At 70.3% G+C, this 19,791-nt stretch carries 14 protein-coding genes; 4 read left to right on the top strand and 10 right to left on the bottom strand.

What is annotated here, in order from left to right:
- Positions 1 to 267 precede the first annotated feature (267 nt).
- Positions 268 to 996, top strand: coding sequence for a helix-turn-helix transcriptional regulator (locus AB0I91_RS39395; RefSeq protein ID WP_498778923.1), 729 nt, complete (start codon positions 268 to 270; stop codon positions 994 to 996).
- Positions 997 to 1,100: 104 nt separating this feature from the next.
- Here the strand turns inward: AB0I91_RS39395 and AB0I91_RS39390 are convergent, their stop codons facing one another.
- From AB0I91_RS39390 to ligA, 8 genes are all read right to left on the bottom strand, one after another.
- Positions 1,101 to 2,465, bottom strand: a complete 1,365-nt coding sequence (locus AB0I91_RS39390) for a cytochrome P450 (protein ID WP_498778921.1) — start codon at positions 2,463 to 2,465, stop codon at positions 1,101 to 1,103.
- A complete protein-coding gene (locus tag AB0I91_RS39385; protein ID WP_499641436.1) occupies positions 2,462 to 3,478 on the bottom strand; it encodes an enediyne biosynthesis protein in 1,017 nt (338 codons plus the stop codon). The genes AB0I91_RS39390 and AB0I91_RS39385 overlap by 4 nt, the downstream gene beginning before the upstream one ends.
- Before the next feature lie 4 nt (positions 3,479 to 3,482).
- Positions 3,483 to 5,423 carry a CRTAC1 family protein gene (locus tag AB0I91_RS39380; RefSeq protein ID WP_499641434.1) on the bottom strand — a complete coding sequence of 647 codons (1,941 nt, stop codon included), beginning with the start codon at positions 5,421 to 5,423 and terminating at the stop codon, positions 3,483 to 3,485.
- Positions 5,420 to 6,406, bottom strand: a complete 987-nt coding sequence (locus AB0I91_RS39375) for a DUF1702 family protein (protein ID WP_499641432.1) — start codon at positions 6,404 to 6,406, stop codon at positions 5,420 to 5,422. The genes AB0I91_RS39380 and AB0I91_RS39375 overlap by 4 nt, the downstream gene beginning before the upstream one ends.
- A 109-nt stretch (positions 6,407 to 6,515) precedes the next feature.
- On the bottom strand, positions 6,516 to 7,505 hold the full coding sequence (locus AB0I91_RS39370; RefSeq protein ID WP_499641431.1) for a DUF1702 family protein: 990 nt from the start codon (positions 7,503 to 7,505) through the stop codon (positions 6,516 to 6,518).
- 4 nt (positions 7,506 to 7,509) lie between these two features.
- Positions 7,510 to 7,851 (bottom strand): hypothetical protein, encoded by a 342-nt coding sequence (locus tag AB0I91_RS39365; protein WP_499641429.1) that lies wholly within the window; start codon positions 7,849 to 7,851, stop codon positions 7,510 to 7,512.
- A 722-nt stretch (positions 7,852 to 8,573) separates the two neighbouring features.
- The gene (locus AB0I91_RS39360; RefSeq protein WP_498778908.1) at positions 8,574 to 9,368 is read right to left on the bottom strand and encodes a TIGR03084 family metal-binding protein; all 795 of its coding nucleotides are present in this window, start codon (positions 9,366 to 9,368) and stop codon (positions 8,574 to 8,576) included.
- Positions 9,369 to 9,637: 269 nt separating this feature from the next.
- Positions 9,638 to 11,629, bottom strand: coding sequence for an NAD-dependent DNA ligase LigA (gene ligA / locus AB0I91_RS39355; protein WP_499641427.1), 1,992 nt, complete (start codon positions 11,627 to 11,629; stop codon positions 9,638 to 9,640).
- 118 nt (positions 11,630 to 11,747) lie between these two features.
- Here ligA and AB0I91_RS39350 point away from each other — a divergent pair, with 118 nt between their 5' ends.
- Positions 11,748 to 13,853 (top strand): RtcB family protein, encoded by a 2,106-nt coding sequence (locus tag AB0I91_RS39350; protein ID WP_499641425.1) that lies wholly within the window; start codon positions 11,748 to 11,750, stop codon positions 13,851 to 13,853.
- 137 nt (positions 13,854 to 13,990) lie between these two features.
- Here AB0I91_RS39350 and AB0I91_RS39345 read toward each other — a convergent pair whose 3' ends face one another.
- Complete coding sequence (locus AB0I91_RS39345) at positions 13,991 to 14,155, bottom strand: hypothetical protein (protein ID WP_498778903.1); 165 nt, start codon at positions 14,153 to 14,155, stop codon at positions 13,991 to 13,993.
- Between the two features lie 91 nt (positions 14,156 to 14,246).
- Complete coding sequence (locus AB0I91_RS39340; RefSeq protein WP_499609661.1) at positions 14,247 to 17,303, bottom strand: AfsR/SARP family transcriptional regulator; 3,057 nt, start codon at positions 17,301 to 17,303, stop codon at positions 14,247 to 14,249.
- 364 nt (positions 17,304 to 17,667) lie between these two features.
- Between AB0I91_RS39340 and AB0I91_RS39335 the strand changes: the two genes are divergently transcribed.
- Positions 17,668 to 18,168, top strand: a complete 501-nt coding sequence (locus AB0I91_RS39335) for a GNAT family N-acetyltransferase (protein WP_499609664.1) — start codon at positions 17,668 to 17,670, stop codon at positions 18,166 to 18,168.
- 114 nt (positions 18,169 to 18,282) lie between these two features.
- Complete coding sequence (gene argG / locus AB0I91_RS39330; RefSeq protein ID WP_499641422.1) at positions 18,283 to 19,725, top strand: argininosuccinate synthase; 1,443 nt, start codon at positions 18,283 to 18,285, stop codon at positions 19,723 to 19,725.
- Positions 19,726 to 19,791 lie beyond the last annotated feature (66 nt).

The following is a 19,791-nucleotide window of genomic DNA, read 5'->3' as shown; positions in this document are numbered from 1 at the left end:
CCGATGATCTTGTGGACCTCGTTGGCGAACCTTGCGCAGGCTGTGGGGGCCATGTAGTTTGCAAGAATCAGGGTGACTACTGGGGAATTCTGGGGGTTCTCCGAAGGCTGCGCGCCATCGGAACCCGAAGGACTGCGGCCCTATCCCCCTCGCCGGTGGGCCGGCCGTGGTCGGAGTTGGTGTTCCACCTCTGTCGGCAAACTCTACGATATGGGGGTCGTAGTGGGCGAAGTACTCGAGCGAGCAGTGGGCCGGGTAATCGACTTCATGCGCGAGAATATTGGCGACCAATTCTCCCTCGACGACATGGCGCGCACCGCGAATTACAGCAAGTTCCACTTCTCGCGGGCCTTCCAGAGGGTCACCGGAGTGTCACCCGGTCGGTTCCTGGCCGCCGTCCGATTACAGGAAGCCAAGCGCCTGCTGGTGTCCACGTCACTGACCGTGACCGACATCAGCCACCGGGTCGGCTACACGAGCGTCGGCACGTTCAGCTCCCGCTTCCGCGCCAGCGTCGGCGTCTCGCCGACCACCTACCGCCAGTTGGGCGGCTTCGCGCCGCACATCCCGATGGCACGGCGTTCGGGGAACACGCGCACGGCCACCGTGCAGGGCGAGGTCTTCGCCCCGTCCTGCGGCACCCCGGGGCTGATCTTCATCGGCCTCTTCCCGGACGGCATCCCGCAGGGTGCGCCGATCAGGTGCTCCGTGCTCAGCCGCCCGGGTCCCTACGTGCTCACCTCGGTCCCGCCGGGGACGTGGCACCTGCTCGCGCACTCCGTCGCGCTGGGCCGCGAGTCGATGCTGGCCGACGGGCCGTTCGCCGACGACCTGGCGCTCGCGGTCGCCTCGTCGGGCCCGATCACCATCCGACCCGGTGTGCCGGTCCGGCACGCCGACCTCGCCCTGCGCCCCAGCTGCGTCCTGGACCCACCGGTCCTGCTGGCGCTGCTGGACGTGCGCACGGTCGCACTGGGGGCGGGTGCCGCCTCCTGAACCACCAGGGCGGACCCGCTGCGATCACAGATAACCGGACACCAAGGACGAAGACACACAATCAGGGCCGCCCCGAGGGGCGGCCCTGATTGTGTGCGGTGCTATTACGCGACGGCGTGCACGGTCATCGGCAGACCGCCCCGAATCCTCAGCGAGAGCATCGGCTCGGGCACCACGTCGTAATCGGGCACCGTGCGCAGGTCCAGCTCACGGGCGATCATGGCGATGGTGAACGTCGCCTCCATCATCCCCAGGTGGTTGCCGACGCAGAACCGGGGTCCGGCGCCGAAGGGGATGTAGGCGTAGCGAGGACGGTTGTGCGTGGTCTCCGGGTTGAACCGCTCCGGGTCGAACCGGTCGGGCTCGTCCCAGAACGCCGGGTGCCGGTGCAGGGTGTACGGGCAGATCAGCACGTCCGCGCCCTTCGGCACGAAGTAGCCGCCCACCTCGTCGTCGGCCTGCGCCGCGCGCGGCAGGATCCACACCGGCGGGTAGAGCCGCATGACCTCCTCCACGACCATCGTCGTGTAGCGGAGGCCGTGCAGGTCCTCGTACGTGGGCATCCGGTCGCCGAGCACGGACTGCGCCTCGGCGCGGACCCGCTCCTTGATCTCCGGGTGCCGGTCCAACAGGTGGAACGTCCAGCCCAGCGTGCTGGCCGTCGTCTCGTGCCCGGCCAGCATCACCGTCACCAGCTCGTCGTGCAGCCGCTGCCTGCCGAACGCGGGGTCGGGCTCCTCCGCGGTCGACGCCATGACGCGCGAGAGCACGTCGTCGCCGTCGGCGTGGCCGTTGGCCACCCGCCGGGCCGCCAACTCGTCGACGACCCGGCGCAGCTCCTTGCGCGCCTTGCGGAACCGCAACTGGTGGGGGAGCGGCACCCACATGGGCACCGCGCTCATCGACACCATCTCGAACATCGCCTGGTCCTGCACGGCCTCAAAGGCGTGCCCGACCTGCTCGAACTCCGAGAGGTCCTCCGACAGGAGCGTCCGCCCGAGGACGTCCAGCGTCAGACCGGTCATCTCGTCCATCAGGTTCAGCGGCGTGCCGTTGACCCCGGCGCGGAGCCGGTCGACGAGCCTGCCCGCCGACTCGGCCACCGCGCCCGCCTGCTGCGCGATCCGCTTGTGCTGGAACGCGGGCTGGGTCGCCTTGCGCTGCTTGCGCCACAGCTCGCCCTCGCTGGTGAGCAGCCCGTCGCCGAGCGCGCGGCGGGCGTGCACGAGGCCGATGCCCTTGTGGTAGTTCGCCGCGTTGTCGGCTAAGACGTGCTTGGCGTGCTCGGGGTGGTTGAAGAAGTACAGCGTCTTGGGTCCGATGGCCATCCGGACGGCGTCGCCGTACCGGTCCGCGGCCGACGTCATCAGCGCCAACCGGTCACCGACCAACTTCTTGAGCAGGCCCAGCGTCGCGCTGCGCGGAGGTCCCGGAGGGTTCCGCCGGACGCCGGCCGCGGTCGCGGTCATGTCGGCACGACCTCCGTCTTCTTCTGCGCACCGTTCCCGTTGAGGGCGGGGTCGCCGGCGGCCTGCTCGACGGGCGGCTGCTCGGCGGCCGCCATCGCCGTCTGCTGTGCCGCGGCCTCGGCACGCGCCTTGTCCACGATGTGCAGGGCCCACAGGAAGCCGCCGCGGATGAGGCACACGATCGCCGTGGCGAAGAAGATGCCGTAGGGGATCGACATGCCCATCAGCACGCCGTACACCGCCGCCACGCCGCCACCGAAGGCCACCTGCGACAACGGCCGCGACGGGCTGGTGCCCGGGTCGGTCACCATGTAGTTGGTGAACAGCACGAACGCGACACCCGACATCATGCCCAGGCCGGCGGGGATCGAGACGTCCAGCAGGAAGCCGCGGACCACCGCCTGGAGCACGAACCCGATGATCCACGCCATGATCAGCCACAACCGGCCGGTCAGCATGCCGTTGAGCATGGTGCCGCCGATGAGGATCAGGACCGGGATCAACCAGTCGACGAACGTCCCGACGTGCTCGGTGAAGTGGTAGGGCGGCGCGATGGACGCCCACGGGAACACCAGCAGGATCACCGCGATGCCGAAGTTCGACGGGTTCATGTAGTGCCGCATCCGGCCGCGCACCGGGACCCGCAGCACCCACTTCGCGCCGACGGCGACGGTGACGCCGAAGATCAGCGCCCACACGTTGTCGTTGACGTAGATGAGCATGTTCATCGCGAGGCTCGTGATGTGCGCCGGGTAGAGGAACTCCATGAGCCCTCGGAACCCGTTGCCGGCGAACCGCGGCGCGCGGCCCTCCTGCCGGGCGCCCACGATCTCGAGGAAGATTTCCACCGTGTAGCCGGTGGCCAGCGCGATGAACGGCCACAGCCACGGCTGCTCGAACCCGAGGATCGTGTAGCCGACGATGTTGAAGATGGTGATCGAGATGGCGAACCGCCGGAGGGCGGTGACCACCTTGGGATCGTGCCGAGGCGGGCTCGGTTTCGTCTCAGCCATGCCGTCACTTCTCCTTGGCCTGGTCGCCGAGCTGCAGGTCGTGCCAGCCCGCGGACAGTGTCAGGTCTTGTTCGTGGGTCGAACCGTCGCGGTCGCGCCACTCGATGTGCACGTCGACCGGTCCGGACTGCTCGCCGAGTCCGAAGTGGACTTCGTGGCTGCGCTTGCCGGAGTGGCCGCTGCCGCCGTCGACCCGGTTGATCTGGGTGCGCCCGTCGGCGGTCTTGATCGTCACCTGCGCGCCGATCACGGGGGAGCCGACGGTGTCGTCGCCGTCCTGCTCGTGGGTCAGTCGCAGGCCGAGGAACTCGTTGGAGGACTTGCCGGTGTTGCGGTAGAACACCGGGTCCTCCCACTGCCGGGAGATCGCCATGTCGAGCCGGCCGTCGCCGTCGACGTCACCGGTCGCGATGCCGCGGGTGGGCACGGGGATGTCCAGGCCCAGCGTCGGCGAGAGGTTGTCGTAGCGGCCCTCGGCGTTCTTGACGAAGAGGTGGAACCGCTGGCTGCCACCCACGTCGTCGCCGGCGGTGACGTACGGCCACCACATCGGGTTGGCCAGCAGCGCGTCGTTCGCCGTCGCCAGCTCCTGCAGCTGGGGCCAGCGGTTGACGTCGCCCTTCACGAACCCGGTCGCCTGGGCGACTTCCAGCTCGCCGCTGTTGTCGAAGTCCGACAGCTTTACGTCCCAGCCCCAGCCGGACCAGGCCAGCAGCAGCGGTCCGCTCTCGTCCTCCCACGGCGCGCCGCCGTCGCTCAGTGCCGACTTCACGTCGTCGCCGGTGCTCATGAAGGCGAAGTGGCTCTCCTCGATGCCGAACGAGGTGGTGATGTTGCTGACGTACATGTCGTAGATGCCGTCGTCGTTGAGGTCACCGAAGTCGACGCCCATGCCCTTGAACGAGTCCATGCCGACGTTCTTGGACTTCGGCTCGAGCGGCGTGCGCGAGTTCTCGACCACCGCGAACTCGAACTTGCCGGGGGTGGACCGGTTGTGCAGCAGGCGGTCCGGGCCGAAGTCGTGCGCCAGGTACAGCTCGGGCAGCAGGTCGCCGTCGACGTCGTTGGAGCTCGACGCCAGCACCCAGCCCTTGGACGCGTCGTGCGGGATCGCGTTGTCGTGCTGCTTGAAGCTGGCGGTCGGGTTGGCGCCCGCCGTGCCGCCGGTCCACTCGAAGATGTAGTCCTCGCCGCCGTTGAGCGCGGCGGACATCGAGGCGTTCATCTCCACGCCGGTGTCCTTGCTCGGGTCGAGCACGGGACCGTGCGGGAAGTAGTTGCCGATGTAGATGTCGGCGTGGCCGTCACCGTCGAAGTCGGCCACGGTGGCGGAGTTGGAGTTCCACTCCGGTCCGGCGTAGCGCCCGCTCGACGCGCCGGGCACCAGCTCGGTGGCCTGGAACGAGTCGGCGGTCAGCTCCTGCTCACCGGACTTGGCCAGGTGCAGGATCGGCGTGCGACCCCACAGGTACACCAGCAGGTCCATCGCGCCGTCTTCGTTGAAGTCACCCGGGACGCAGCCCATCGGCGCCATCACGTCGTTCACCGGCAGGCTGCCGGAGCTCAGCGCGAACGGCGCGTACCGCGGTGTCTTCCCGGCCTCCGGCGCGGGCGTGACGATCACCTGGTCGATGCGCACGTCCACGAAGCAGATGTCGTTGGACAGGCCGTCGCCGTCGAGGTCGTTCATGGCGATGGCGGAGCCGACCGACGAGATCCACGCGTCGATGTGCTTGTAGTCCTTGTTGACCTTGCGGATCGTCTGCTGGGTGTAGCCGCCGGGCAGGGCGATGTTCTCGGGCGCGAACCCGAAGCCCGACGCCAGCTCCTGCTTCTCGCTGGCCGACGACTCGGGGTGGCTCGCCACCGCGAAGGTGCCGGCGACCAGCACCAGCGCGAAGATCCCGGGTAGTTGCTTGCGCAGCCAGCCGATGGTGGCGCTCACGAGCCGACTCCTTCCTGGTGGACGAACTGTGCGGCGATGCGTCGCCGCCACGTCTCGAACGCGGGCTCGGCGCCGTCGACGATCGGCGGCGCGGGACGCACGTCCTGCGTGATCCGCGCGGCGTCCTCCGGCTCCATGCCGCAGAAGATGCGGGTGGCCAGGCCGGTGTGGGGAACCATCGTTCCCGCCTTGGCGCGTGCCTCGGCGGCGAACGCGCTGGCCTGCGCGACCATCCCGGCGTGCTGCCCCGAACGCTCGCGGAACATCAGCAGCTCGTCCTCGGTGACGCCGCCCGCGTAGGTGGCGGCCAGGCCCGCGCCGGAGTAGAGGTCCTCACGGCGGTGCTCGGCGAACCCGTCGATGAGGTCCGCGACGTACTCCGGGTCGGTGCCGCCGACGAACCACATCGCGCGACCGATGCCCTGGTCCAGCGCGCGGTTCGTGTAGGCCCGCGGTCCCGAGCCGGGCCACGGGAAGTCGCGGTCGACGTACTGGCCGTGCACGTACTTGTCGGTGTGGAAGTAGGCCTGGTGGAAGCCGTAGCCGTCGAGGACGAGCCAGCGCAGCAGCGGGTCCGTCGTCGAGTCGGCCGGCCACCGGAACCGCGGCAGCCGGGCCATCGCCCAGCCGATCCCGACGTAGATCATGTAGATGTGGTCGCCGCCGCGTCCCTCCAGGAACTGGTCGACGTGGCGGGAGTGGCCGAAGGGCATTCCGTCGAGGATCGCGAGGCCCATTCCGGCGCCTTCGTAGGCGAAACCCTTGAACCTCGTCGGCAGCCTTTCGAGAGCTTCCTCGGCATCCCGCGGGTGGCGGGCTTCGACCGCGGCGGCGTATCCCTCGATGAACATCCGGCCGACGGTCTCCAGCAATTCCTTGCCGGCCTCGTTCTTGACCCTGAAGCCGCGGGTCTCCATCAGCGTGTCGGATATCTTCGGAGTCAGTAATCGGCGCCGCAAGGCGCGCAGGGCACTCACATTCATCCCCCCAACGTCGGGCGACGATCAACCGGACAGGAACGGGAAAATAGTTGCAGCGGGGCACTCGGCGCGGCTACTTCAGGCTTGCGGATCCACGCCGGTAAACCTTCGATCATGCGGCGGGGTGCGTCCGCATTGCGCCGAAATGCGCACGAATCCTGCTGCGCCACACCTCGTACGGCGGTACCGTGCCCTCGGTGTCCGGTGCGACCGCGGTGGCGTCGGCGAGTTCCGACGCGGCCTCGGGAGTGATCTCCGCGAACGTTTCGACGGCGATGGCGCTGTGCGCGGGGACGAATCCGGCGTGAACGCGGGCTTTCACCGCGAAGACCGAGCCGAGTGCCAGTTCCGGGCGGTGCTCGCCCGCGGCGGCGGGCAGCGCGGCCAGCTCGTCGGGCGTGCCGCCGCCCGCGAACGTCGCCGCCAGGCCGACACCGCTCCACAGGTCGGCGTGCCGGGCGGGGTCGAACCGGCCGACCGCCCGTGCCACCTCGTCGGTCTGGGCGCCGTGGATGAACCACAGCGCCCGGCCGATGCCCTGGTCGATGGCGCGCGGGAAGTAGTCGGGTCGGCCCTGCCACGGGTAGGACGGGGGCACGCGCTGCTCGTCGATCCACTTGCGGCTGTGGAAGTAGGCCAGGTCGAAGCCGTAGCCGTCGACCGCGAGCCAGGTCATCGTCGGGTGGTAGGGCGACCCGGCCAGGTCCGGCACGACCTTGCGCCACAGCCCGCGCGGCAGGTGGTTCATGGCGAACCCGATGCCGATGTAGGCGACGAACAGGTGCTCCGCGCCGGGTCCGTTGAGCAGGTCGCGCGCCCGCGTGCCGCGGCCCATCACGTCGCGGATGGTGAACGCCATCACCGCGCCCTCATAGGCGAAACCGCGCAATTCGGGCTCGACGAACCCGAGCCGACGCACGATCTCGTCCTGGTCGCGCGAGTCGATGCCCCACTCGAAACCGCAGACCACCGACTGCGGGATGGCGTCCAGCTTCGGCGCGTACTCCGAGGACGCGCCGGGGAAACCGCGCGCGCCGAGGGTCACCTCCTGCAACGATGGCGCCATCACGAGCCTGCGCAGCGATCCCAGCGTTGTCGACATGGTGCTAGACCCCCAGTGCGTCTTGGGATTTCCTCGTGCCCTCGGTCCGGACGGCGATCGCGGTGGCCCGCGAGGTCGAGCTGTGGTGGGTGCCCGCGTGCGAGACCTTCCGGAATGGGTCCGGCACGACGTCGGGCGCGATGTCGTCGGCCACGCCGTCGTCGATCGGCGGGTCCGCGAAGTGGCCCGGCCGGGCGCCCACGGGCGTCGAGCCGCGCAGTGGGCCGATTATGACGCGGCGACGTGGAAAATGACCGTCGAGGAGAGTCGCGGTGGCCACCGGATCGGCCCCGGCAGCGGGGTCGGCCCCCTTTCGAGGTGCTTCGTCGGTGCCGATGCGGACCATCCGTGGCTCCTTGCCGAGGATATCGGTGAGTTGCGTGGTCGTACTTCCGCTGCCGCGTGCCGGGCGTTCCCAGGATCGGTCCGGGCGTCGGTGAAACCTTCTCCGAACATGCGGACTTCGTGGGCGAGGCGAGTGGTTCACCCGTCACGACCGTTGCGCGGAGTGCCGACAACGGGAACGACACCGTTGTGGGACGTGCCGGTCGGACGGTGGAATCGGGGGCGCGGCGTCGTCCGCGTCGGGGCCGGATCACGCATTCTCGGGCGCACCGGGTTCCATTGTCGGAAACTGCTCGGTGCTTCTTCCGAGTCGTGGCCGGCGTCGCGGAGGCGATCGGAGCGGGAACCGATCGCAATCGTCCGCGGGGCCTGGTGCGAAGGCGGTGACCGCTCGCCACCGGTGGCGGCCATGGGGCCGGGACCACCCGGTCGCGGAGTTGGCGCGGCTGCCCTTGGCGCGTCGCCGGAGGTCACTGGGCGGCACTTCGGGCTCGGGCCGCGACTTCACCGGTCGGGCATCGCGGGCAGGGAGCCGGTGGGCCGGTTCGGGTCACCGGCGCGCTCACGCGCGTCAGGCGGGGCGCCGGTGACCGGACGTCGAGAACCGCCGCTCGGGAAGCCCGACGAGGCGGCATCCGGGACGTGATCGCCGTTCGACGTGTCCGGCGTCGTCCCACGCGCGTGGCGGCCCGGAGCCCTGGGGAGCTCCGGGCCGCGGGTGCGTCAGTCCACGTTGGACAGCGTGAACTGGCCGGGCTTCCTGCCGTCACCGGCCGGACCGCGGTACGCCTGGGCGATGTCCAGCCACTGCTCGGCGAGCTCGCCCTCCGCGCGCAGGTCCAGGTCGGAGTGGTGCCGACGCCGGGTCACCAGCAGGCAGAAGTCCTCCGCCGAGCCCGTCACGCGCTGGGCGGCGTCCTCCGGGCCGTAGGACCACAGCGTGCCGGACGGTGCGGTGATCTCGAACCGGAACTCGTCCGTCGGCGGCTCCTCGCCGCGCGCCAGGTAACCGAAGTCCTTGGTGCGCACCGCGAAACCGACCAGGAAGCCGAGGCGGTCGTCCCACTCCCGGTGCACGCCGAGGGCGTCGGCGACGTCCTGGCCGTGCCCGAACAGCTCCATCATGCCCGCGCTGGCCAGCACCGACGGCGGCAGCGGGTTCACCAGCCACGGCACCGTGGTGTCGGCCGGCACGGCGGCCAGCGCGTCGATCGCCCGCGCCTTGGTCTGGGTCCAGCGCGCCACGAGTTCGGGGGTGTCGAGCGCGAGGTGCGGCGCCATCGCAGCGTCCACGTTGGCGTTGAAGTCGGGGGACAGCCCCGCCATCATCGCCTGGAACCGCGCGCCGTCGGACGCCGCGAGGCCCGCCATGGCGAAAATCGCGGTCAGGTGCGCCACCTGGTGCTTGACCGTCCAACCGGGTGAGGGCGTCGGCAGCGACCACGCGGAGTCGTCGAGGTCGGCGATCATCCGGTCGAAGTCGTCGCCCGTGGCCCGGAGCGCCGTGATCACGTCCATTGCGCATGTCCTTCGCTCGAGTTGGCTGAGCTCTGACGATGCCGCAGCGGACAGCGGAAGTCTTCTCACGTCGTGCTCTAAGCCCTCCTGCCCGTCCCCGCGCGGTGGTCGGTTCGAGGACGACCGAGGTGCCTGTGCGTGACGGGGCAGCGACCCGGCTCAGGGCGCATCACGGCTCGGTGGGTGCGCGGAACGTGACGCGGAGAACCTCACGGAGGTCGACGAACGCGGCGAAGACCGGCAGGTGCGGACCGGCCTCCCCGCCCGGCTCAGGCGACGCCGGCGGCGATGAGCTGCTGCCAGATCACACCTTGGTCGACGACCTCGACGCCGAGCTTCTCCGCCTTCGCGGTCTTGCTCGCGCCGACGTCCGCCCCGGTGATCAGGTAGTCGGTGCTGGCCGAGACCGAGGTCGCGGTGGTGGCGCCTGCCTTCTCGCAGAGCCTCTGGAAGGTGGGGCGGGGCACCTTCTCGCCGGAGCGCGGGTCGCTGATCGCCCCGGTGATCACCACCGTCTTGCCCGCCAACGGCGCGTCGGACGCCACGACGGGCGGCAGGTCCTCCTCGCGCACGTCCAAGGACACGCCGTGCTCCCGCAGCCGCGCCAGCTCGGGCCGCAGCCGGGCGAGGTGCTCGGTCAGCGACGCGGCCACCTTCGGCCCGATGTCCTCGACGGCCACCAGGCGTTCCTCGCCCGCGTCGGCGACCTCCTCCAGCGAGCCGAACCCGGCCCGGCACAGGCGGGTGGCGGTGCCTTCCGAGGCCATCGGGATGGCGAGCCCGATCAACGCCCGGCGCAGGCCCACGGCCCGGCTGGCGGCGATCGAGTCGATCATGCGGGTCGCGGAGGTCTCGCCGATGCGGTCGAACTCCAGCAACTGCTCCTTGGTCAGCGTGTAGAGGTCCGACGGGTTCTCCAGCAGCCCGGCCTCGGCGAGCCGCTCGATCCACACCGGGCCCACGGCCTCGATGTCCGCCGCCGCCCGCGACGCCCAGTGGATCAACCTGCGCACCGTCTGCGCGGGGCAGGCGACGTTGGTGCAGAACAACTCGCGGCTGTTGCCCTGCTCGGTCAACGGCTGCCCGCACGACGGGCACTGCGACGGCGGCACGATCTCCCGCTCCGCGCCCGTGCGCTTGGACTCGTCCAGCACGCCCGCGACGAACGGGATCACGTCGCCCGCTCTGCGGATCAGCACGGTGTCGCCGATCCTGATGCCGCGCGCCCGGATGACCTCCTGGTTGGCCAGCGTCGCGCGGGTGACCGTCGTGCCGCCCACGAACACCGGCTCCAGGTGGGCCACCGGGGCGATCTTGCCGGTCTTGCCGACGTCCCAGACCACGTCGAGCAGCACCGTGGTCTTCTCCTCGGCGGCGAACTTGAACGCCAACGCCCCGCGCGGCGAGCTCGACCGGGTGCCCGCGGCGGCGAAGGCGTCCCGGTTCGCCAGCCGCAGCACCGCGCCGTCCAGGTCGTAGTCCAGGTCGTTGCGCCGCGTCTCGATCTCGGAGATCACCGCCTGCGCCGCCTCCGCGTCGTCGCAGTGCCGCATGTCGGCGACGTCGAACCCGAGCGCGCGCAGCCCGTGCTCCAGGTCGGCCGCGGCGCCGCCCTCGGAGGTGTCCAGGTCGAAGGCGAAGAACTGCAACCGGCGCTCGGCGACCGTGGCCGCGTCCTTCGCCCGCAGGGTGCCCGCGGCCGCGTTGCGCGGGTTGATCAGCGGCTTGTCCGGGTGCGCGGTGTTGTAGGCGGCGAACGTGGACCGCAGCATCACCGCCTCGCCGCGCACCTCGACCCGGCCGGGCGCCTCGACCCGCTCCGGCACGCCGTCGACCAGGGCGCGCGCCAGCGGCGTCACGTCGTCGCCCGTCGTGCCGTCACCGCGGGTGATCGCCCGGGTCAGCCGCCCGTTCTCGTAGACCACCGCCAGCGACAGCCCGTCCAGCTTCGGCATGACCACCACCGGCTGGCCCGGGAAGCGGTCGAAGAACGCCGCGACCTGCTCGGGCTTGGTCGCCTTCTCCAGCGACAGCATCGGCCGGGAGTGCCGGACCGGCGCGTGCAGCACGGCGGGCGCGCCCACCTGCTCCAGCGGGTTCGGGTCGGGTGCCAGCTCCGGGTTCGCCTCGACGAGGCCGCGCAGCTCGTCCTCGATCGCGTCGTACTCCGCGTCCGCCACCAGCGGCGAACCACGGTAGTAGGCGTCGCGCAGCACGACGACCTGGTCGGCGAGTTCCTGGATGCGTTCCCGAGCGTTCACGGCTCACAAGTTACCGGCGACCACCGACAACCACGGCGTCGACGACCCCGGACCAGCGTGAATTCGGTCGCGGAACCGCTCGATCAGGCCTAACTTCTGCGTCGAGCAGAGGAGAACCGTGGAGCAGATCAGCAAGCGACTGGTGAACTGGGCGTCCATCCTGGACCCGGGCACGCGCGAGCAGGCCGAGAAGGCCGCGCGGATGCCGTTCATCTTCCCGCACCTGGCGCTCATGCCCGACGCGCACCTCGGGAAGGGCGCCACCGTCGGCAGCGTCATCCCGACCCTGGGCGCGATCATCCCGGCCGCCGTCGGCGTCGACATCGGCTGCGGCATGATCGCCGTGCGCACCCAGTTCACCGAGGACGACTTCCGCGCGCGCCCGCTCGCGCCGCTGCGCGAGGCGATCGAGGACGCCGTGCCGCTGTCGGCCGGGAAGTACAACACCCGGCTGACGGACACGGCGCGTGAGCGCGTCGACGTGCTCGCGGGCCGTGCGGAGGCGGCCGGCTTCGACCCCGGTTCCTACGCGGGCAACTGGGAGCTGCAGCTCGGCACCCTCGGCAGCGGCAACCACTTCATCGAGGTCACGCTGGACGAGACCGGGCGGGTGTGGCTGTTCCTGCACTCCGGGTCGCGCGGCGTGGGCAACAAGATCGCCCAGAAGCACATCCGGGTCGCGCACCAGCAGTGCGAGCGCCGGTGGATCGACCTGCCCGACCCGGACCTGGCGTACCTGGTCGAGGGCGAGGACGAGTTCTGGCACTACATCCGGGAGATGCGCTGGGCCCAGGACTTCGCGTGGTCCAACCGCGAGGAGATGATGGACCGGGTGGTCGACCGCGTGGCCGAGTGGACGGGCAGTGAGGTGCAGCGGCAGGAAGTCGTGAACTGCTTCGCCGGCGAGACGCAGGTCATCACCAGGACGGGTACACGTCCGATCGAGGCTTTGACGGGTGGTGTGCACGAATTGCTCACCGCCGACGGTGAATGGGTCAAGGCCCCTGTCCGGTGGTTCGGACGGCAACAGGTCCACGAGGTGCTGCTCAGCCGCTCGGGAGTGACCAAGACGATTCGGGCGACCGCTGACCACCGCTGGCTCCTGCGATCGCGCCGTGGACACGAGTACGAGGCGACGACTGCGGAACTGAAGCCCGGAGAACGACTCCAGTTCACGTTCCCGCGTCGGCCGGACGGACTCGGGGTGGACCGTGAGGCGGCGGCCCGTGGTTTCGTCTACGGCGACGGGCACAGGGCGGGGAACCGGGCCTGCGCGAACTTCTGCGGCGTGAAGGACGTCGCGCTGCTCCCGCTGTTCGACGGGCTCGGACGCCCGCCGCGCACCTACGGTGCAATGAAGCGGATCAACGGGCTGCCGGTCGAGTGGAAGACGGAGCAGCCTTCGCTCGACGCACCCCCGGACGTGCTGTACGGGTGGCTCGCCGGTTACTTCGCGGCGGACGGCGATGTCGGAAAGACCGGCCGCCCGACCCTCGCCTCCGCGTCCCGAGAGCACTTGGAGTACGTGCGCCTGGCCTGTCAGGCAGTCGGAATCGGCACGTTCGGCATCCGGTCGCGGCTGCGTACCGGCTACGGCACGGAGCCGACCGCGCTGCACCTCGTCGGCCTGATGCGCGGTGACCTCGATCCGGACTTCTTCCTGATCGCGGAGCATCGGGCCCGGTTCGTGGCGGGACGGCACGCGGCCGAGCGCCGCGGCTGGAATGTCATCTCCGTGCGACCGACCGTAGAAGTGACCGATGTGTACTGCGCGGTCGTCGACGATACGCACTCGTTCGCCTTGGCCGACAACATCCTCACCGGAAACTGCCACCATAATTACACGGAGCAGGAGACCCACTTCGGCAAGAAGGTGTGGCTGTCCCGCAAGGGCGCCATCAACGCCGAGAAGGGTCGGGCGGGCCTCATCCCTGGCTCGATGGGCACCGCGTCCTACGTCGTGGTCGGCAAGGGCAACCCGGTCGCCCTGAACTCCTCGCCCCACGGCGCCGGCCGCGAGTACTCCCGCTCGGCCGCGCGCCGGGCGTTCGGCCGCGACGACCTGCGCAAGGCGATGGTCGGCATCGAGTACCGCGACACCGACGCGTTCATCGACGAGATCCCGGCGGCGTACAAGGACATCGACGTCGTGATGCGCGACGCGCAGGACCTGGTCGAAGTGCGGCACACGCTGCGGCAGATCGTCAACGTGAAGGGCGATTGACCGGCGGGGCAGGCGGGAAGTCCGCCTGCCCCACGTCCGTCACAGGGTCGTGGTGGCTCTTTCCGAATTGGTGCGTAACTTCGACATGGCTCAAGCCTTTCCCAGGCGGTCGGAGCCGCGGCACGGCGGCGTCCGTACTAGGCGGGCTGGGCGCCCGCGGGGATGCCCTCGAAGCCGTAAATGACGTTCGGCCAACCCAGAGCGATGGACAGCACCGTCACGGTCGCCAACGCGGGCCAGGGACTGGTGATGACGTGTTGCGCCAGGTAGAGCAGGGCCTGGCGGAGGTTCTTGATCGTCACGGACGGGATCTAATCATGACCTTCCCATAGCAATGTACCGGGGGTCCCGAAAGCACCTCGTGGTCACGCGTCAGGGTGGTCTTACTCCGAGTTAACGCGAGTCCATTTCGTCTTCACTCGATCGTGTGACTTCGTCTCGCGAGGTGATTGGCGTAGGTTGTACGTCGTTGTGCCCGTCGTTCCCGGTGGGCTTTTTCGGGTTGCGCGGCGATTGGTGGTCGCGTGGGTCCGGGATGGCGGCCGCCCTGCCGCGCAGGAATTCCGGTTCGCCGAGCGCGGTGTGCATTTTCTCGGTGAGGCCGGATTCGGCGAGCAATGGCGCGGCCTCCCGCCACCGCCGCTCGGCCTCGGCCTGGTCGCCGGCGACGGCGTGCGCGTGCCCGAGCAGGAAGAGCGCCTGGGCCTTCTCGTGGGCGACGTCCAGGTCGGCCGAGACGTCCAGCCCGCGGCGGCCGAAGTCGATGGCCTTCTCGTAGGACTTCCGGTCGTAGTGGACGCGGGCGAGCGCCACCAGCGCCTCGACCGTGCGCGCCCGCTCGCCGGTGGAGAGGTTGATCTCGAGCGCGGCTTCCAGGCACCGGAGGGCGTCGTCGAGCTCGCCGCGCTGGTGGTGCAGCTTCCCCAGCGCGGTCAGGGTCGTGCCCTCGCCGTGGCGGTGGTTGATGGTCCGGCGCAGGTCCAACGCCTCGCGGTACAGCTCCACGGCCTCGTCGACCCGGTCCAGCCGCTGGTAGGCCGCCGCCATCTGGTCCAGGGTGGAGGCTTCGAGGCTGCGGTTGCCGGTCGCGCGGTGCAGTTCCAGGACTGATTCGTACAGCGACAGCGCGGTCCGGACGTCGCCGCGTTCCCGGTGCGCGCTGGCCAGGTTGTGCATCGCGATCTCGGTGAACTCGACGTTCTCCATGCGCCGTGCGATGGCGAGCGCCTCCTGCAGGTGCTCGACCGCCTCGTCGTACTCGCCGAGCCGGAAGTGGGCCGTGCCCAGGTTCAGCAGGCTGCCGCACCGGCCCTCCACGTCCCCGGTCGAGCGCGCCGCGTCCGCCGCCACCCGTTGGACGGCGGCCAGGTCGCGGTACGCGCCGGTGCGGTCCAGGGCGCGGTCGATGTTCGCCGCGATCCGCCAGGCGTGCCCGGCGAAGCCGTGGCGGAACGCGTGCGGCACGGCGGCGACGAGGTTGGCCCGCTCGGTCTCGAACCAGGCCAGGGCGTCGTTCTCGTCGACGAAGCGGGGCACGGCGTCGAGGGGCATGCCCGGCAGCAGCGGCACGGGGTCGTCGTGGGGGTTCAGGGCGCGCTCCAAGCCGATCGCGCCGGCGAGCTGCCAGGTCAGCAGCCCGCTGAGCGCGGCTTGCCGCTGGTGGGCCGACTCCTCGGTGCGGACCCGGTCCAGGGCGTAGTCGTGCAGCAGGTCGTGCACGCGGAAGCGCCCGTGGGTGGCGTACTGGAGGAGGTTGGCCTTGGTGAGCGTGCGCAGGTGGACGAGGACTTCGCGCTCCGGGCGCTCGGTCAGGGCGCTCGCCGCCGCCGACGAGAACCCGGCCGTCGGGTGCAGGCCCAGCAGCCGGAAGACCCGCGCGGTCTCGGTCGGCAGGTCCCGGTAGGACACCCCGAAGGCGAACGACAGGCTCGCGCTGTCGTCGTCGCTGTCGTCCAGGGAACCCAGTATCCCCAGCCCTTCCTGCGTCGCGTACTCCTCGACGAGGAGGCTGATCGGCACCTGCGGCCGGTTCGCCACGTGCTGGGCGATGATCTTGACGGCCATCGGGTGGCCGTCGAGCCGCGAGGCCAGCGCGTGCAGGGCGGCGGATTCCGCGTCGGCCCGGACCGCGCCGATCTCGCGGCGCAGCAGCTCGATCGACTCGTCGAACGAGAGCGGCGGCACGGCGAGGAGGTGGACGTCGTCGTGCAGGTCCAACCCCCAAGGGCGGATCCTGCTGGTCACGATGGTGAAGCAGTTCGTCGCGGCGCCCAGCAGCGGCCGGACCTGAGGGCTGTGCCGAGCGTCGTCGAGCACGAGCAGCACCTTGCGGTCGCCGAGCGCGCGGTGCAGCGCGGCGGCGCGTTCGGCTCCCGTCCTGGGGATGTGCGTCACGCCGAGCGACGTCAGCAGCACGCCGGCCGCGTCCTCGGCGGTCATCGCGGTGCCGCGGCCGAAACCGCGCAGGTCGAGGAAGAGCTGGCCGTCCGGGAACCGGTCGGCTCTCGTCCGTCCCCAGTGGATCGCCAACCCGGTCTTGCCGACGCCCGGCATCCCGTGCAGCGCGACGACCTGCCCGCGCCCGCCGTCCGGTCCGTCGAGCAACGCGTCCAACGCGGCGAGCAGGTCTTCCCGGCCGACGAAGGTCCTGGCCCTCCTCGGCAGCTGGCGGGGTGGGACGTGCGGCTTGGTGGACGTGGTCGCGGTGCCCACCTGCTTGGCGACGATGCTCTGGTACACCGCGCGCAGCTCCGGGCCCTGTTCGGCGCCCGTTGCCTCGAAGAGCCGTTCGCAGAACCGCTCGTGGTACTCCAGCGCCGCGGCGTACTTGCCCTGCCCTTCCAGCGAACGCATGTACAGCCTCGCGAGCACTTCATCGAGTTCGTGCTCCTGCGCCAGCCTGCCCGCTTCGCCCATCGCCTCGACGTGCTCGCCGAGCGCGTTCAGGCTTTCCACGAGGGCGTAGTGGGCGGTGAGCCGGTCGAACGCGTCCATCTGGTAACGCAGGTGGTCCGCCCACATGCTTTCGACGTCCTGCAACGGGCGGCCCTGCCACCGCGACAACGCTTCGCGCAGCACCGCTTTCGCGCGCGCGTGCTCACCCGCCGCCGTCGCCGCCCGACCCATTTCCGCCATTGTGCGGAACCGGTGGTAGTCGACGATTTCCCGGTCGACGGCGAGCACGTAGGCGTCGCCCTCGCGCTCGATCGACGGGTCGAGGCCGACCTGGCCCAGCACCTTGCGCAGGCGGCTGATCAGCGGTTGGAGCCTGCCCCGCAGGCCGGCCGGATCCTCGTCCGGCCACACCGCCTGCGCGATCGTGCCGATGCCGACGGGCTGGCCGACGTGGTAGAGCAGCAGCGCCAGGACCGCGCGTTGCTTCGCGGACCCGAGGTCCACGTTCTGGTCCGCCACGCGTAATCGGGTCTTGCCCAGGATCTTGAATTCCACCAGCGTTCACCTTTCGCTGGCACGACGGTCCGGTATTGCCAGTGTGCTGTACGCGGACCGGATTGTGCAGGGCAATGTCGAGTTGTTGCTCCGTTGTGCCGAACGATCGGCCGGCGATCGGCGGCGCGAGGAACTCCAAGACAACTGCAAGGCAACTGCAAGGTGATGTGCAGTGGCAGTCCTGAATCGGGTTGTCGCGGGACCGGGCCGTTGCTAGCGTCGCGACGGCGATGGAGATCGCTTGGTCACCGGAACGGGGGAGGTTGATGAATATGGCTGTCCGCGGCCGTCTTCAGCACGCCCTCATCCGGTCCGCACGCGGCTGACGCGCGGGCCGGGTCATCCCGATGACCAGGAGTTCCGAGTGTCTTCTCCTTCCCTTCCCGTACCTGATCCGACCACCGAACGGCTGCTGCTGCGGTCCTGGACCGCGCGCGAGGCCGACGCCGTCGTGGGCGGTGTCCGGCTGCCGCACTGGGCCGACGACTTCCCCGCGGACGGCGACCGGGTCATCGCCGGGCTGCTCGGCGAGCACCCCGAGTGGCTGGGCCGGTTCGGCCACCGGCTGCTGGTCGAGCGCGACAGCGGTCTGGTGGTCGGGTCGATCGGGCTGTTCTGGCCCCCGAGCGACGGCGTCGTGGAGATCGGGTACGGCGTCGTGGCGTCCCGGCGGGGGCGTGGGTACGCCGCCGAGGCCACGCGCGCGCTGACCGATCTCGCGTTCACCGCGCCCGGTGTCCGCGCGGTCCACGCCGAGGTGGAGCTGTCGAACCCCGCCTCGGTCCGCGTCCTCGAGAAGGCGGGCTTCCGACCCCTGGACGCCGTCGCCGGGCAGGGCACCGTCCGGTACGGCATCGTGCGGTAGGTCGTCTCACGGGGTCGGCGGCGTTCCACGCCGTCGACCCCTCATCACCGCAGGTCAGCGCCATTCCAACCCCCGGCTATGCATGGTCATGCAGCGTCGTGCATACTTCTAGTCGTGTCCAAGGTGCTCACTTACCTCCCCGCCGGCGAACACGTCGGCATCGCGTTCTCCGGTGGTCTCGATACGTCCGTGGCGGTCGCCTGGATGCGTGAGAAGGGCGCGGTGCCGTGCACGTACACCGCGGACATCGGTCAGTACGACGAGCCCGACATCGCGTCGGTGCCGAGCCGCGCCGCGGTGTACGGCGCCGAGATCGCCCGGCTGGTCGACTGCCGGGCGGCCCTGGTCGAGGAAGGGCTCGCGGCGCTGGCCTGCGGCGCGTTCCACATCAGGTCCGGCGGCCGCGCCTACTTCAACACCACGCCGCTCGGGCGGGCCGTGACGGGCACCATGCTGGTGCGCGCCATGCTCGACGACGACGTCCAGATCTGGGGCGACGGCTCCACCTACAAGGGCAACGACATCGAGCGGTTCTACCGCTACGGCCTGCTCGCCAACCCCTCCCTGCGGATCTACAAGCCGTGGCTGGACGCCGCGTTCGTCAGCGAGCTCGGCGGCCGCACGGAGATGTCCGAGTGGCTCCAGGCGCGCGGCCTGCCGTACCGGTCGAGCACGGAGAAGGCGTACTCGACCGACGCGAACATCTGGGGCGCGACGCACGAGGCCAAGGCGCTCGAACACCTCGACGCGGGCATCGAGATCGTCGACCCGATCATGGGCGTGCGGTTCTGGGACCCCGAGGTCGAGATCGCCACCGAGGACGTCACGGTGGGCTTCGACCAGGGCAGGCCGGTCACGATCAACGGCAAGGAGTTCTCCTCCGCCGTCGACCTGGTGCTGGAGGCCAACGCCATCGGCGGCCGGCACGGCATGGGCATGTCCGACCAGATCGAGAACCGGGTCATCGAGGCCAAGAGCCGCGGCATCTACGAGGCGCCGGGCATGGCGCTGCTGCACGCGGTCTACGAGCGCCTGGTCAACGCGATCCACAACGAGGACACCCTCGCCTCCTACCACAACGAGGGCCGCAAGCTGGGCCGGCTGCTGTACGAGGGCCGCTGGCTCGACCCGCAGGCGCTGATGGTGCGCGAGGCGTTGCAGCGGTGGGTCGGCATGGCGGTCACCGGCGAGGTGACGCTGCGCCTGCGCCGCGGTGACGACTACTCGATCCTGGACACCTCCGGTCCCGCGTTCAGCTACCACCCGGACAAGCTGTCCATGGAGCGGACCGAGGACTCGGCGTTCGGGCCGGTCGACCGCATCGGCCAGCTGACCATGCGCAACCTCGACATCGCCGACTCGCGCGCCAAGCTGGAGCAGTACGCCGGGCTCGGCATGGTCGGCAGCCAGTCGACGCTGATCAGCGCGGCGCCGGTGGCGCAGACCGAGCTGATCGGCGCGATGCCCGAGGGCGGCGCCGAGGCCATCGCCTCGCGGGGCAAGGTGACCGACGACGAGCTGCTCGACCACGCCGCTCTGGAAGCGGGCAACGACTGACCGCTCCGAGGCCTCACCGGTGCCCGCGCCGGTCCACGCGAGTCGTGGGCGGCGCGGGCACCGGCA

The sequence above is a fragment of the Actinosynnema sp. NPDC049800 genome (assembly GCF_040656635.1).
GTDB lineage: Bacteria > Actinomycetota > Actinomycetes > Mycobacteriales > Pseudonocardiaceae > Actinosynnema.
Note: the sequence above shows the minus strand (reverse complement) of the source record. Positions and strands in the feature narration are given on the sequence as shown.